General features: G+C 40.8%; 17 protein-coding genes. 6 read left to right on the top strand and 11 right to left on the bottom strand.

Annotated elements, in window-relative coordinates; all coding sequences use genetic code 11:
• Positions 1-128: 128 nt before the first annotated feature.
• Positions 129-1262 carry a nucleotidyltransferase gene (locus H625_RS0102420; RefSeq protein WP_026858478.1) on the top strand — a complete coding sequence of 378 codons (1134 nt, stop codon included), beginning with the start codon at positions 129-131 and terminating at the stop codon, positions 1260-1262.
• Here the strand turns inward: H625_RS0102420 and coaD are convergent.
• Positions 1249-1740: a pantetheine-phosphate adenylyltransferase gene (coaD, locus tag H625_RS0102425; RefSeq protein WP_026858479.1), complete on the bottom strand. Its 492-nt coding sequence runs from the start codon at positions 1738-1740 to the stop codon at positions 1249-1251. The genes H625_RS0102420 and coaD overlap by 14 nt on opposite strands.
• A gap of 9 nt (positions 1741-1749) precedes the next feature.
• Positions 1750-2322: a 16S rRNA (guanine(966)-N(2))-methyltransferase RsmD gene (gene rsmD / locus H625_RS0102430; protein ID WP_084135674.1), complete on the bottom strand. Its 573-nt coding sequence runs from the start codon at positions 2320-2322 to the stop codon at positions 1750-1752.
• Between the two features lie 27 nt (positions 2323-2349).
• On the opposite strand from rsmD, the gene H625_RS0102435 reads away from it, so the two are divergent.
• On the top strand, positions 2350-2721 hold the full coding sequence (locus H625_RS0102435) for a DUF7147 family protein (RefSeq protein ID WP_026858481.1): 372 nt from the start codon (positions 2350-2352) through the stop codon (positions 2719-2721).
• 1 nt (position 2722) lies between these two features.
• Here the strand turns inward: H625_RS0102435 and H625_RS0102440 are convergent, their stop codons facing one another.
• On the bottom strand, positions 2723-2986 hold the full coding sequence (locus H625_RS0102440) for a DUF2129 domain-containing protein (protein ID WP_026858482.1): 264 nt from the start codon (positions 2984-2986) through the stop codon (positions 2723-2725).
• Between the two features lie 87 nt (positions 2987-3073).
• Here H625_RS0102440 and H625_RS0102445 point away from each other — a divergent pair, with 87 nt between their 5' ends.
• A complete protein-coding gene (locus tag H625_RS0102445; protein ID WP_026858483.1) occupies positions 3074-3994 on the top strand; it encodes a glycerophosphodiester phosphodiesterase family protein in 921 nt (306 codons plus the stop codon).
• Between the two features lie 362 nt (positions 3995-4356).
• On the opposite strand, the gene H625_RS0102450 is transcribed toward H625_RS0102445, so the two are convergent.
• The gene (locus H625_RS0102450; protein ID WP_026858484.1) at positions 4357-4794 is read right to left on the bottom strand and encodes a YlbF/YmcA family competence regulator; all 438 of its coding nucleotides are present in this window, start codon (positions 4792-4794) and stop codon (positions 4357-4359) included.
• Between the two features lie 126 nt (positions 4795-4920).
• Between H625_RS0102450 and H625_RS0102455 the strand changes: the two genes are divergently transcribed.
• On the top strand, positions 4921-5289 hold the full coding sequence (locus H625_RS0102455) for a YugN family protein (RefSeq protein WP_026858485.1): 369 nt from the start codon (positions 4921-4923) through the stop codon (positions 5287-5289).
• Between the two features lie 52 nt (positions 5290-5341).
• On the opposite strand, the gene H625_RS0102460 is transcribed toward H625_RS0102455, so the two are convergent.
• The 7 genes from H625_RS0102460 to cyoE all read right to left on the bottom strand — a co-directional run bounded on the left by H625_RS0102460 (position 5342) and on the right by cyoE (position 11893).
• Positions 5342-5809, bottom strand: a complete 468-nt coding sequence (locus tag H625_RS0102460; protein ID WP_026858486.1) for a DUF420 domain-containing protein — start codon at positions 5807-5809, stop codon at positions 5342-5344.
• An 11-nt stretch (positions 5810-5820) separates the two neighbouring features.
• Entirely contained in the window at positions 5821-6780 is a 960-nt protein-coding gene (ctaG, locus tag H625_RS0102465; RefSeq protein WP_026858487.1) for a cytochrome c oxidase assembly factor CtaG, read from the bottom strand.
• 138 nt (positions 6781-6918) lie between these two features.
• Entirely contained in the window at positions 6919-7260 is a 342-nt protein-coding gene (locus tag H625_RS0102470) for a cytochrome C oxidase subunit IV family protein (protein WP_051238935.1), read from the bottom strand.
• Positions 7261-7887 carry a cytochrome (ubi)quinol oxidase subunit III gene (locus H625_RS0102475; RefSeq protein WP_026858489.1) on the bottom strand — a complete coding sequence of 209 codons (627 nt, stop codon included), beginning with the start codon at positions 7885-7887 and terminating at the stop codon, positions 7261-7263. It abuts the gene before it with no gap.
• The gene (locus H625_RS0102480; RefSeq protein WP_026858490.1) at positions 7887-9806 is read right to left on the bottom strand and encodes a cytochrome c oxidase subunit I; all 1920 of its coding nucleotides are present in this window, start codon (positions 9804-9806) and stop codon (positions 7887-7889) included. The genes H625_RS0102475 and H625_RS0102480 overlap by 1 nt, the downstream gene beginning before the upstream one ends.
• Before the next feature lie 2 nt (positions 9807-9808).
• Positions 9809-10942, bottom strand: a complete 1134-nt coding sequence (gene coxB / locus H625_RS12435) for a cytochrome c oxidase subunit II (protein ID WP_051238936.1) — start codon at positions 10940-10942, stop codon at positions 9809-9811.
• A 30-nt stretch (positions 10943-10972) separates the two neighbouring features.
• Complete coding sequence (cyoE, locus tag H625_RS0102490; protein ID WP_026858491.1) at positions 10973-11893, bottom strand: heme o synthase; 921 nt, start codon at positions 11891-11893, stop codon at positions 10973-10975.
• A gap of 319 nt (positions 11894-12212) precedes the next feature.
• Here cyoE and H625_RS0102495 point away from each other — a divergent pair, with 319 nt between their 5' ends.
• Together H625_RS0102495 and H625_RS0102500 are read left to right on the top strand one after the other, a co-directional pair.
• On the top strand, positions 12213-13112 hold the full coding sequence (locus H625_RS0102495; RefSeq protein ID WP_026858492.1) for a COX15/CtaA family protein: 900 nt from the start codon (positions 12213-12215) through the stop codon (positions 13110-13112).
• A 116-nt stretch (positions 13113-13228) separates the two neighbouring features.
• The gene (locus H625_RS0102500; RefSeq protein WP_026858493.1) at positions 13229-14230 is read left to right on the top strand and encodes a cation diffusion facilitator family transporter; all 1002 of its coding nucleotides are present in this window, start codon (positions 13229-13231) and stop codon (positions 14228-14230) included.
• Positions 14231-14274 lie beyond the last annotated feature (44 nt).

The raw sequence follows: 14274 nt of genomic DNA on the forward strand, positions 1-14274 counted from the left end.
ACCTCTTATGAGCACAACAGATATTGTACAATTATAAAGAAAAAGTGTCAAGTTTTTTTCTTAACAAATAACTTCAATCTGTCTAATATTTTGATACACTTAGTATAACATTTATCGGGGGTTTATGTATGAAAATTTTAGCATTAATTACAGAGTACAACCCATTCCACAATGGGCACATTTATCATATAGAGAAAGCCAAGGCGCTCACAGAGCCCGATGTCACTATTGCCATTATGTCAGGAAACTTTACCCAGCGCGGCGAAATCGCAATTACGGATAAGTTTACACGGACAAAAGCCGCACTTAAACATGTCGACCTCGTCGCAGAGCTCCCGTTATTAAACGCTGTAAGCTCCGCGGATGATTTCGCACGCGGCGGCGTGCATATTGCGGATAAACTCCAGGCGACTGACCTGGTGTTCGGCAGCGAGTCCGGCAGCATCGATTCACTGATTAATGCAGCGGACGAATCCGCCCCGCTTGAAGATTCACCTGAGTTCAATCATCTTTTAAAACAAGGGTACAGCTATCCGCGTGCAATAAGCGCTCTTGCTGACAGCACTCTGCTTTCGTCTCCAAACGATACGCTCGGCATTGCTTATATTAATGCACTTAAAGAATCAGATTCATTAATCAGACCCGGAACGATAAAGCGTATCGGCAACAACTACAGCGATGCTTCGTTATCCAGCACAGAATTTTCCAGCGCAACGAGTCTGCGTGCTGCCCTGTTCCAGAGCGATACTGAACAGGCCCGGAAATTTATGCCTGAAAGTCTTATCAATCAAATGATGGACAGTCACTTAGCTTCCAATGAAGATTTTTACGAGACGCTGAAAACTGTCATTTTAACCCGTTCGACAGCAGAACTTAAAAATATTTATATGATGACCGAAGGACTCGAACACCGTCTGAAAGATAAAATCCTCAGTGCAGACAGCTATGATGCATTTTTATCAGCGGTGAAAACCAAACGCTACACCTGGACACGGCTCAGCAGACTGATGATTGCGATCCTTTTGAATATTACCAATGACGTGATGAAGCAGCATATGCTTACCGACAGTGTACGCATTCTCGGCATGACAAAAAACGGGCAGCAGCATTTAAAAAGCATCGGTAATGTAAATATCATTACGAATGTAAATAAGAAAAACCGTGACCTTGTGTCACAAGAAGTGACGGCCACGGAAGTATATAATACTTTTACCGGCGGACAGAAGAATGATTTCAATACTCCGGTTATTATTGTTCCTTAAATTTTTCTTTTAATGCATCTTCAATCAGCGGCGGGACGATATCTTCAATCTTGCCGCCGTATTTTGCAACTTCCTTAACGATCGATGATGAAATAAATGAATAGTTGTTGTTCGTCATTATATACATCGTTTCAATCTGGCTGTCGAGCTTTCTGTTCATGCTCGTCAGCTGCATTTCGTATTCAAAGTCACTGACCGCGCGCAATCCTCTAATAATTGCATCCGCTTTGACCTGCTGACAGAAATCTATGAGCAGTCCGTCGAACTGCACCACTTCTACATTGTCCAGATGTTTTGTTACCCCCGAAATTAAATCGATGCGCTCATCCGGTGAAAACAATCCCTGTTTTGAAGAGTTTCTTAACACTGAAACGTATACTTTATCGAAAATTTTACAGGCGCGTTCTATAATATCCAGGTGTCCGTATGTAATCGGATCAAAACTTCCCGGTACTACAGCTATTTTACTCTTTGTCAAAATGCTCCCCTACTTTCCATCTTTAATAAGCAGCCATACTTTAATCGAGCCGTATTCATTTTCTCTCACGACTTCAAATCCTGTATGGTCAAACTTTTCGTTTTTACTCGCTTCAGCAACAATTCTGCCGCCGTCTGCTAAAATATTATATTCCGAAATCAGCTCGAGACTTTTATCAATCAGTTTCTTATTATAAGGCGGATCCAAAAATATCAGGTCAAATGATTTCCCGCGTTTCCCCATGGCTTTTAACGCCCGGCGGTAATCGTTGCGGAAAATTTCCACCGGCTCATCGAGATCTTTAGTATTCTCTTTAATAATTTTGATCGCATCACCCGCTCCGTCGATAATCATCGCACTGCCGGCTCCGCGGCTTAACGCTTCGATTGCAAGACCGCCTGTGCCGCCAAACAGGTCCAGTACGCCCCCTTCGACGTCGCCAAGCATGCTGAATACACTTTCACGCACTTTATCGCTTGTAGGCCTTGTATCGTTTGATTTTAAAGTATGTAATTTCTTTGCTTTATATTTCCCGCTGATAATTCTCATAAGTATTGCCCTTTCATTTGGCTCTCTAGTCATATATTATAATTTATAGGAGTTGATTACATGCAGAAATTCATCACGATGGGTGAAGGCTACCACGAAATATTTGAATTACAGGCGCTGATTGAATATAATCATGAACGTGTTAAGCATGCTATATTTTTATACAACGATAAATCGCCTGCTACATTTTTACTGGTTATGAAACCTGTCGAACAAGACGTTCAGGCAATCTATACTGTTTTTAACGGCATCGTCTATAACGAAGGACAGGGTAAAAAATATCAGTTGATAAAATCATGGTGTGAGGATAAAAATCTCAGCATCGTTGAATTTTCAACAAAATCACCGGAAGATTTTTACGAACGTGAACAGTTCTATCAGTATTTAACCGGAGTTTTAAGATTAAATCATCTGGTTATACCAATGACCTGATTTACATTACTCGATAATCTTCTTTTTCTTTATCTTCAGTATGATATTCGCGTTTTATATTTGGGTATTCACTCATCACGATATCAGTAACAAATTTTAATTTACCGAGATCTGCGAGTGTTTTATCCAAGTCGTTTTCATCGATGTACAGAAGGACATATTTCTTAGTTTTATTCACATAAATTAAATGTCCGTGCCGTTTCAATTGTCGAATGAATTTATTTTGTTTAAAATAAACATATATACCAAGTCGGTTGACTAACATTGACTGACCACCTATCTAAATCTTTAGAATCATAATAACATATATCTTATATGTTTTTTAAATGAATATCTCATGGAGGTTTCCAACATGGCAAAATGTTTTAAAAGAATGGTTACAGCAGTCGGCGTCGCAACAGGTCTGACACTCGGCCTCTGGGCTGGTACGAAATTAATGAAAGAAACGAAAGTGCGCGATATTAAACCGTACTTCAAACAGCGTTCACCGTATGTATTTGCACACCGCGGCGGTATGGGGCTCGCGCCTGAACATACACGCATTGCATTTGATAAGGCATCGGAGTTCAATGTAGAAGGATTCGAAATCGACATCCGCTTAACAAAAGATGAAGAGATTGTAGTATTCCACGACGCGTATGTAGACAGAACATCGAACGGTGCCGGGAAAATCAGCAACCTGACACTCGAGGACTTAAAAGAACTTGATTTCGGCTACCACTTTACTGATGTCGAAGGGAATCACCCTTACCGCGGACATGACAAAGCTAAAATTGTCACACTGCGCGAGCTGATTCAGGAATATCCGGGCACACTCATCAATATCGATATTAAAGATGATCCGGAAACTTATGCAGGCAGCCTCGTACCGAGTCTCCTTTACCGTCTGATTACTGAACTCGGCGCTGAGGACCGCGTACTCGTCACAAGTTTCCACGATATTCAAATTAATCAGTTCAACCTGTATGCTGAAGATACTGTTGCACTCGGTGCCGGTGTCGATCAGGTCAGCCGTGCTTACTTCATGCACCGTGCAGGTTTTGGGCATATGTATGAGCCGCAGGCAGATACGTTCCAGATCCCAACGGAATACAACGGCATCCGTTTAGATACAGCTCGTTTTATCGAGTACTTAACGAGCCTTAACATCGCAGTGGGATATTGGAATATTAACAAGATGGATAAAATGGATGAACTCATCCAAAAAGGTGCACACACTATAGTGACCGACTATCCGGACATCAGTTATCACCTTTTAAAAGAAAGATATTAATTTTATATTTAATTAGGCAGGACCCACTGATGTGCGGGTCCTGTTTTTGATTTACGCGCGGGATTGATGCGGCGGCGGGTATCCCAGATTCTTGGGGCTGGCGTGATCGGCGCTCATGTCTATCCCAGACTCTTGGGACTGGCGTGATCGGCGCTCATGTGTATCCAAAACCCCCAGGACTGGCGTGACAGAAACTCATATGTATCCAAAGCTCCCAGGGTTGGCGTGATCGGCGCTCATGTGTATCCAAAACCCGCAGGACTGGCGTGACAGAAACTCATATGTATCCAAAACCCTGACTGCACCCGTTTTAATCCAATAAAAAAACACGTTTCCACCCGGGAACGTGTTTTAAATATATATTAACCTGCACAGCTGCAGCTTCCGCCTGTTGCACAGCCGCTGTTTGAACTGTTTGAGAAAAATGGATTACTGCTGACGATATTTGCATGAGGACTGACCGACTGTCCAATAATAAAGAGTATTTCATCCAGCAGCGACTGCAGCTGAAATTCTGCTCTTCTGTATTCCATAATTATCGGATGCATGTCCAATGCTTTTTTATACTGATTAATCTCTTTTCGTTTCGTACTGAAATCAGGATGATATTTGCCAAATCGTTCAACGTCGATAAACTCTTCTTTTAAACGGGCAAAATGCTTAATCATTCCTCTGACTTCATCGCCTGTGTCCAAGAGCGCTTTATAATTACAGTAGTTTTTATATTCTTCTGTCTCAGTAACCATATCGTTTAGAGAGTCTAGTGAATCCATAATTTCAAAATCTGTACTTGTTATCATATAATCACCTCTCCCCAATCATTTTATCATATCGATACATTTGTTACTATATGATAAATACCATTTGCAACCTGTATTGTAATAGATTAAAATTAGGGTAATGGATAAATGATAGGGGGCAAAATGATGGTTTTTGAAAACTCAGGTATTGAAAATGTAGTCATTCCACAAGGCTCACTGCAGGATATTATGAACCACAATGGTTGTGTTCTTGGCGGCAGTTGGGATTATGAACGTATGACTTTCGATTATAAATACGAAATTCCTGAAGGTATTTATTACTTACGTTTTCCTGGATATGCAGTAGATGGAGACGTTGGTGCAAATGATGCAACAATGCAGTTAATGGACCCGTACATGGGTAAACATTATTATCCGACTGGTATCGAATACGGCAGCGACGAAGTATTCCCTGAACGCATCGTTGAACATGCGATCAGCAAAATTAGAGCAATCAGCAAAGAATTAACTGAAGTTGCTGGCTTTACTTTATAATAGCTGCTACATAAAAAAACCTCTTACAGAGTTAATCTGTAAGAGGTTTTTCTCAGTTCTGGTGGAATATTGCATCCCATAAGCCGGTCGTTTCTCCGCCCGGATACAGAATATAAAGAATGATATAAACCATAACACCGGTAATTGCAGTAAAGAACCAGATTGTCGCTGCTGTCATACCAAATTTTCTGTGCTGACGCAGTTTGTTTTTCTTACCGGTAAATACTTGAATACCCCCGAAAATACCACCTGTTGTAGCCAGAATAATATGACTGACAAGGAATATTACATAGTATATTTCAAGTGAATCCGGTCCGCCGAACTGTGTGTTCCCGAGGAATATTGTTTTCGATATGTAGATAACGAAAAATGATAACGCTGCAATTGCAGCAAATGTCATGAATTTCTCATGCGTCTGCACATTGCCTTTTTTAATATGATAAACCCCGATTGCCATAAATATCGCACTTAAGACGATAAATGACGTACTGATCGTTGGCAGGATAAAATATATGTCCAAGATGTTTCCTCCTATACTCTAAAACGATTATTCATTTCTTTTTGTGCCTGTGCTTTTTCTAAAGCACGTTCTGTAATCTGATCTTCATTTTGACGCTCTTCATTGAACCATTTAAAGAATATGTGAGCAAGCATCACACCAAAAAATACTTCCTGAAGTACTTTCATAATAATTCCGCCTGTCTGCTGATCTACGAGCGGCGTCGTATTCGTGAAATACTCAGGACCTGATATCATACCGGCACCGGCAATACTGTCAAGAATTCCTGCCGGCACACATAATGCCATTGCGCTAAGCCACGCTTCGCCTTCGGTGAATGTTGAATACATAGGCGAGCCTGCAAAGATAATCAGCGCACATGCCGGTGTCACAAACGCACCGATACCGAAAATATAAAGCAGTTTAAATAATCCGCCCAGCTGTTCTTCTTCCGGCTCCACTTTGTTAAATATCGGATAGAATGCCATCACCGCTGTCAGGAACATTAACGCAAGTACTACTGTATGTAGTGTTGCACTCATTTTTAAGTTATCCATAACGACCGGCAGATGGTAAATCGAAAATGCAGCAATAAGCAGCATCAGCGTTACCAGCGGCTTTTTAGCTCCGAGACGAAGCACTGGACCAATTACCGGCAGCTTCACAATATATTTCTGCAGATAATCCGGCACACTGAAGTAAATCAGCGGTGCGATTAAAAACAGCACAAACGCCATCTGCACCATGTGGAATGTAAATAAAATATGACTTAGTAAATCTACAGGTGCCCCGTACATTGCATACAGTAAAATCATATTTACAACGAATAATGCGCCTTCTTTTCGAGTCAGCGGACGCCCGCCTTCAAAATCCCTGTACCATTTCGTCGTTATCAGAAAAAATACTGCTGTGATGAGAATGACGAAGGCCAGGAAAAATGGACTCCAGTTTGCCATGAAACCAAATATTTTAATTGAAGTTATATTTTCCATCGGTACCACCTTAAATTTGACCTTATTACTTCTAGTATAAAATTATTGTCTTTATAACTCAAGACGATAAAAACACACAAAGTGACAAACTGTTGACCAAAAAAAAGAAGACCTCCAAAGAGATCATCTTTTTTTGTATTAGAGTGGCTGTCCAATCCATACGATATAAATGAATGTTACACAGAATGCAATTGCGAAGTACATTCCTACAATCATAAACAGTTTAGCAAACTCATGCCCTTTATCTTTCATATGCATGAAATAGTAGAACTGAAGAATAACCTGAATGAATGCAAACAACATTACAATTCCCATTATAAATGTTGCATTAAAATCCAGTGCAACCATACCGAACGCCATAAATGTTAAGAAAATCATAAATGAAAATCCTGTAAGCTGCAGACGCATTTCTTTAGTTCTTTGTCGTCTTAAGTTTCTCAACTGAGTATCTGTCATTGATTTTGCTTCTAATTCAGCCATTTATATCACTCCTAACAGGTAAACGATTGTGAAGATGAATACCCACACAACGTCAATGAAGTGCCAGTACAATGCTGCAGTGTTGACTTTAGCTGCTGTATAAACTGATAAACCGCGCGTTGCGTTACGGATAATCAGACCGGTAATCCAAATCAGACCGATAATTACGTGGAAACCGTGAGTACCAATCAGAATGTAGAATGCACTGCCGAATGCGCTGGATCTGAAAGTATGGCCAAGGTGTACGTATTCATAGAACTCGTAAATTTCCAAGGCAAGGAATCCTGCACCAAGCAATACTGTAATTGCTAACCATAACTGCATCTTGCTGAAATTATTATTACGCATGTGGTACACAGCGTACACACTCGTCAGTGACGATGTAAGTAATAACATCGTCATGACAAATGCAAGTTCAAGGTGGAAAAGATCAGCTGCGAGCATATGATCCGAGCTTGGTACGCTGTCTTTTAATGCGAGGTAAGTCGCAAATAATGATGCAAATAATACTGTCTCTCCGCCTAAGAATGTCCAGAAACCGACGAATTTGTTTTTACCTTCGAGTGTTGCTGTCTCCGGGTGCCCAGGCCACTGTTCATTAGGGACATTATATTTCATTTCAGCCATTATTTAGCACCCCTTTCTTGTTCTTCAAGATCTTTCAATACTTCTTCCTTAGTTACATAGTAACCAAGATCATCTTTAAATGAACGTGTAATCATTGAGATAAATGTAATTGCAAGTCCAATTACAAGTACCCAGAATGCCCAAGGTCTTACAGGTAAGTCTGCTACTGCATCGATTGCCCACTCTTTGCCTGAAGCAAAGTACAGTGCACCAAATGAAGCAATGAATAGTCCTAATGACATTACAAATGGAATGATTGAATTGTTAGGCATGTGGAAATCATCAAGTGATTCCGCCGGAAGCATTTCTCCGTTACCTTCTTTTTTCTCAATCCAGAATGCATCAAGTCCGCGTACTAATGGAAGCTGAGCAAAGTTGTAATACGGTACAGGAAGTGGCAATGACCACTCAAGTGTACGTCCGTCACCCCACGGGTCACGTCCAACTTTTTGGTTTTTCGCTACAGTTATAATAATGTTGATTACTAACACGATAACAGCCAATGCCATTAATCCGGCACCAATGGATGATATCATATTTGCTGCGTTGTAACCTTGTCCGTCCAAATATGTGAATACTCGGCGCGGCATTCCCCATAATCCTAAGAAGTGCTGGATCAGGAATGTCATATGGAAGCCGACAAAGAACAGCCAGAATTCTACTTTCCCAAGTTTCTCACTCAGCATCGTAGCGAACATTAACGGCCAGTAGTAGTGAAGTCCTGCAAGTAAAGCGAACACTACCCCGCCGACGATTACATAGTGGAAGTGAGCTACGATAAAGTATGAGTCATGGTACTGATAATCAGCTGGAGCGACAGCCTGCATAACTCCTGTTACCCCACCCATAACGAATGACGGGATAAATGCCAGTGCGTAGAGCATAGGTGTTGTAAACTCTATACTTCCGCCCCAGATTGTAAAAATCCAGTTGAATATTTTAATACCTGTCGGTACTGCGATTGCCATTGTTGCCAATGCGAAAATTGCGTTGGCTGTCGGTCCAAGACCTACTGTAAACATGTGGTGTGCCCATACCATGAATCCGAAGAAACCGATAAGCACTGTTGCGAATACCATTGCTGAGTAACCGAATAAACGTTTACGAGCAAATGTCGAGAATATTTCAGAGAATATCCCGAATGCCGGAAGAATTAAAATATAAACTTCCGGGTGACCGAAGATCCAGAATAAATGCTCCCAGATAATCGTATTTCCTCCGGCTTCTACTATAAAGAAGTTGGAGCCGAACATACGGTCAAAGATTAACAGGAAAAGTCCTGCTGTTAATGGCGGGAATGCGAAGACAATCAGTACACCTGCAACAAGTGTAGTCCATGTCATAAGCGGCATTCTCATATACGTCATACCAGGTGCTCTCATCGTAATAATTGTTGTTACGAAGTTTATACCCGATATTAAAGTACCTGCCCCTGAAACCTGAAGTCCCAGTGCATAGAAGTCAACCCCGTGTCCGGGTGATGCAATTGACAGTGATGCGTAGCTTGTCCAGCCCGCATCCGGCGCTCCGCCTAAGAACCATGAAAGGTTAAGGAAGATACCACCAAAGATAAATAACCAGACACCCAGTGAGTTTAAGAATGGGAATGCTACGTCACGTGCACCAATCTGGAGCGGTACTGTAGCGTTCATAAACGCGAATAACAGCGGCATCGCTGCCAGGAATATCATCGTTGTTCCGTGCATAGTAATTACTTCGTTAAACAGTCCTGCTGAAAGGAAGTCGTTATTCGGCACTGCAAGCTGAATACGAATCAGCATTGCTTCGATACCGCCGAGTACGAAGAAGAATCCACCAGCAATTAAATACAGTATTGCAATTTTTTTATGGTCAACGGTTGTCATATAATCCCAAATCGTTGCCCAAACACTATTTTTCTTCTCTGTTGCTTGCGACATTGCTAGTTACCTCCCTCTTCTGACTCTTCATCTGCAGCGGGTTCTCTTAATTGCGATACATCGCCGGAACCTTCTTCAACTTTAAGTTCCATTAAGTAAGATGCTACTGCTTGAATTTCATCGTCAGTTAATTCGTAAGTGCCTGCCATTTTGTTGTCCGGTTTGAATGACTCAGGATCTTTAATCCATGCTTCAAGATTTTCCTGATCATGTTCTAAGAATCCAGCGATTAAGTCACGGTCACCGAAGTTAGTTAAGTTAGGACCCATAGCACCCGGGCTTGTCGGTGTAGCTGCGTGACAACCCATACATGAGTTATTGAAGATTTCTTCACCGCGCTGTGCATCTTCAGATGAAGCCTGTACAGGTTCTTCAACTGCTTTCATATCTGCAAGCCACTGCTCATACTCTTCTTCAGGTAATGCTTTAACTTTAAAGTCCATTAATGCGTGTGACGGTCCGCAAAGCTCAGCACACTTACCGTAGAATAAACGGTCTGCTTCCTGAGATGCTTCATCGTCGAATACTAAGTAGAAGCTGTTAATTCCATCGATGTTAGTATCCATTTTACCACCGGCAGCCGGTACCCAGAATGAGTGTTTCACATCTGTCCCCTGCAGGTTGAAGTATACTTTTTGATCAGTAGGAACGACAAGTTCCTGAGCTGTAACTACTTCTTCGTTAGGATATTCAAATTCCCACCAGTACTGATATGCTCTGACGTTGATTACTGTTTCTTCAGAGTTTACATTGCCTTCAGCATCTGTCATCGCTTCAGTATCTGCCTGCTTAAATACGTAATAAACTGTAGGTATAGCTAAAACGATAAGCAGAAGAATTGGTATTGATGTCCAGATAACTTCAAGAGTGTGGTTTCCTGAAACATCTTTGGGTTCGAAATCCTCACCTTTTTTGCTTCTGCGGCTCTTCATAACTGCGATAGTGAACAATACAGTAACTACTGCGATAACAAGCAGCATAATAATGATTGATAATACTATTAAGTTAAACTGTTCTTGTCCAACTTCACCCGCAGGTCTCAAGGTACTTAATTCATTAGTACCACAACCGGCAAGGAAAAGAGTAAGAGCAGAAACTAGTAATAGCGCCTTACCTTTAAGAAAACTTAAATTCATTGTTAGACCCCTCTTTCATTCATTTACTTTTTAAATATTCACAAGTAAGCCGGCTACGATAATCATGACGAAAAATATCACGACGTAGTTGAGTGAAAAGACAAATATTCGCCCGGCATAGCGATTATAGTCTGTGATCCGTTTGAACCGGTTAACACTTAAATAAAACCAGATAACATTAAGCACGGTAGTCAGTGCAACAAACCACATACCAAGTTCAAACATCATAAGTGGTGTGAACAAAAGAAGTGCCACCCAAAAAATAATGGAGTTTCTAGTGCGAACATTTCCCTTCACGGAAGGCAGCATCGGAATACCAGCTTCTTTGTACTCATCGCTGCGTCTTATGGCAAGTGCATAGAAATGAGGCATTTGCCATATGAACATTACGATAAACATTGACCACGCTAACATATGTAGATTAGGCTCAAATACTGCCCAGCCTATTAGCGGAGGCATCGCTCCGGGAATCGCTCCTATAATTGTGTTTGAGACAAGATGTCGTTTTGCAAATATCGAATATACAACTGCATAACCAAACGCTGCGGTTAACCCTAGAACTCCGACAGTCGTGTTGATTAAAAACAACATTACCAGACCGATTCCAAACATCGAAAATCCGATATTAAGAATCTCTTTGCCTGAAAATGTTCCGTCAATACTCGGCCTTTCCAGTTTCGACTTCATCAGCCGGTCAATATCTCTGTCATAGAAATTATTAAGGGCACAAACGCCTCCGATGACTAGTGTCGTACCTAGAAGCATCAACAGCATGACAGGAATCGCTTCGAAAAATGAAATGTTATAATACATAACAGCAAAAAAGCCAGCTGCGAATGCAGGTATTAAGTTCGCTTTAATTATGCCATCCTTGATGAGTGTTTTAACTGCTTTCAGTTTTTTGCTGCGTGCTGTTTGATGTACCTCTTGCTGGTATACATCACTGTGCATCTATACGCCCCCTTTCATAAACAAACACATTTACCTTTAATAATAGATTATCCCGGTCACATTTTCTATACATATTTGAAATAAAATTGTTACTTTTTGCATTGTTCATGAATTATTCATCAATATGCCTCATTATGATACGGGTTCTGCTTTATACTCATAAGAGTATGGTATGAATCTCTACACTAGTTAATTTTACCATAGTTTTATAAATTGTTAAGAGCTATTCAAAACTTTGCACATTGCAAAGAATGTTATTCTAATATATATTTATAATTTGTATAGCGAACAGAAACGTGATTGTTTGAGGTGTTGCATTTTGTATAGAAATTTAAAGATTGTAGCAATAATTACGACACTGATCATGGTCTTTGTACAGATTGGTGGCGCACTTGTTACAAAAACAGGTTCTGAAGACGGCTGCGGAGAAACATGGCCGCTTTGTCACGGTCAGCTTATTCCTAAAGACTGGCCGCTCGACACAATTATCGAACTCGCACACCGTGGAGTTTCAGGTATTGCTATTATCTTCCTATTAATATTAGGTTATATGGCATGGAAACAAATTGGACATGTTCGGGAAGCTAAATTCCTCATCTATCTGTCACTCAGCTTTATCCTGATCCAGTCATTGATAGGCGCAGCAGCTGTAATTGGTATTTGGGAAGGCGACTTCGTACTTGCAGCCCATTTTGGTATTTCATTAATTTGTTTTGCAGCAGTATTCCTGCTGACAATACTTATTTTTGAAGTCTCACACGGCGTTCATGAACGTAAAATTTATGTCAGTCCATTTTTAAGATATAACACGATATTACTTACCATCTACATATATTTTGTTATCTACAGCGGAGCGCTGGTCAGACACACCGACTCTTCACTTGCATGTACTGAATGGCCGCACTGTATGCCAGGAGAAATACTGCCGGGCAACTTTTATCAGGCCGTACAGATGGGACATAGATTCCTTGTCGGGATCTTAGCGATATGGATGCTGTTAATCCTCATCCATGTGCTGCGCAACTACAGTAATTCTCCGGTTATTAGAAAAGGATGGATTATTGCATTTATTCTCCTGATGACACAAGTTTTAACAGGTATGCTGGCAGTAATTACTAAGGTAAATATTTTCATTGCATTGTTCCACGCATTGTTTATTACACTGCTGTTCGGACTGCTCTGCTACTTCATTATGCTGTTATCGAGAAATAAAGATTAAAACTGAATTCCCGTCAATCTTCGGATTGACGGGAATTTTTTTATTTCACTACATAACTTTATCTATTTGGGGTATTGATTCATAATAATTTAAGTTTTACTTAAGGAGATGTATTCATGAAAGATATATTCGCTCTGCTTAAACAAGGCAGCATGTCTGCACTGACTGCAGCAATTGTAAACTTTATTCTTGCCGGGCTTAAAGGCCTCGCCTTTTTATTTACAGCAAACGTCGCGATGTTCGCTGAAATGATGCACTCTCTCGGGGATGCCATTAACCAGCTTTTTGTATTTACAGGCTCGAGTCTCGCAAAGAAAGCTCCTACTAAAAGATTTCCGTTCGGTTTCGGCAGACTGGTCAACCTCGTCTGTCTGTTTGCGATAATTATTGTCGCGATACTTTCTTACGAAACTGTCAGAGAAGGTATTCATCATATTATCGAACCGCTGCCAACAGAAACTGACACTGCAATGCTGCTGATTAACATCGGCGTGCTTGCAATTGCAGTTGTACTTGAAAGTTTTGTGCTGTATAAAGCAGGTAAAGAACTGCTGCAGCAGGCTGAACAGCCATATGACGGCATTAAGCCGCTGACTTTAAGCTACAAATATATGAACCGGGCAAAACCTGCGACTAAACTGGTATTTTTAGAAGATACCGTCGCTACAGTAGGTGCACTGCTTGCCATTATCGGTATATTAATTGGACGATTTACAGGACTGGCACAATCTGAAGGTATCGTTTCTGTAATCATCGGACTCATGATGTTCTACATCGTTTACAAAGTATTCATGGAAAATGCAGCAGGTGTGCTCGGTGAGAGTGATCCTCAGATGGAACAGCGCATCTCTCAAATTGTTTTAAGACATGATGATATTAAGGATATCCAGAAACTTATCGTGTTAAAAGAAGGTGACGCTCTCCACGTTGAAGTCGTTGCGGAAATCGCTCCGGATTTAACTGTTAAATATACTAATGAATTACGCGATGATATTGAAGCACTTATATTGAAACAAAACCATATTGGTGATGTTAACATAGAATTTGAAGTCGATAACGGCCGCCGTTCATGGCCTGAAACGCAAGTTCAGCTCGATAATACAACAGGTAAAAAATAAAAAAACCTCTGACATTAAAATAAAATTTAATGTCAGAAGGTTTT

Origin of the sequence: Jeotgalicoccus psychrophilus DSM 19085, from assembly GCF_000425845.1 — a bacterium.
Classification (GTDB): Bacteria; Bacillota; Bacilli; order Staphylococcales; family Salinicoccaceae; genus Jeotgalicoccus; species Jeotgalicoccus psychrophilus.

Excerpts from the sequence above, each read along its gene's own strand:
- H625_RS0102500 (WP_026858493.1), top strand. The coding sequence starts at position 13,229 with ATGAAAGATATATTCGCTCTGCTTAAACAAGGCAGCATGTCTGCACTG.
- ctaG (WP_026858487.1), bottom strand. The coding sequence starts at position 6,780 with ATGGAAAATATAACTTCAATTAAAATATTTGGTTTCATGGCAAACTGG.
- H625_RS0102455 (WP_026858485.1), top strand. The coding sequence starts at position 4,921 with ATGGTTTTTGAAAACTCAGGTATTGAAAATGTAGTCATTCCACAAGGC.
- rsmD (WP_084135674.1), bottom strand. The coding sequence starts at position 2,322 with ATGACTAGAGAGCCAAATGAAAGGGCAATACTTATGAGAATTATCAGC.
- H625_RS0102475 (WP_026858489.1), bottom strand. The coding sequence starts at position 7,887 with ATGGCTGAAATGAAATATAATGTCCCTAATGAACAGTGGCCTGGGCAC.
- H625_RS0102480 (WP_026858490.1), bottom strand. The coding sequence starts at position 9,806 with ATGTCGCAAGCAACAGAGAAGAAAAATAGTGTTTGGGCAACGATTTGG.
- coxB (WP_051238936.1), bottom strand. The coding sequence starts at position 10,942 with ATGAATTTAAGTTTTCTTAAAGGTAAGGCGCTATTACTAGTTTCTGCT.
- H625_RS0102440 (WP_026858482.1), bottom strand. The coding sequence starts at position 2,986 with ATGTTAGTCAACCGACTTGGTATATATGTTTATTTTAAACAAAATAAA.
- H625_RS0102435 (WP_026858481.1), top strand. The coding sequence starts at position 2,350 with ATGCAGAAATTCATCACGATGGGTGAAGGCTACCACGAAATATTTGAA.
- H625_RS0102420 (WP_026858478.1), top strand. The coding sequence starts at position 129 with ATGAAAATTTTAGCATTAATTACAGAGTACAACCCATTCCACAATGGG.
- H625_RS0102445 (WP_026858483.1), top strand. The coding sequence starts at position 3,074 with ATGGCAAAATGTTTTAAAAGAATGGTTACAGCAGTCGGCGTCGCAACA.
- cyoE (WP_026858491.1), bottom strand. The coding sequence starts at position 11,893 with ATGCACAGTGATGTATACCAGCAAGAGGTACATCAAACAGCACGCAGC.
- H625_RS0102470 (WP_051238935.1), bottom strand. The coding sequence starts at position 7,260 with ATGGCTGAATTAGAAGCAAAATCAATGACAGATACTCAGTTGAGAAAC.
- H625_RS0102450 (WP_026858484.1), bottom strand. The coding sequence starts at position 4,794 with ATGATAACAAGTACAGATTTTGAAATTATGGATTCACTAGACTCTCTA.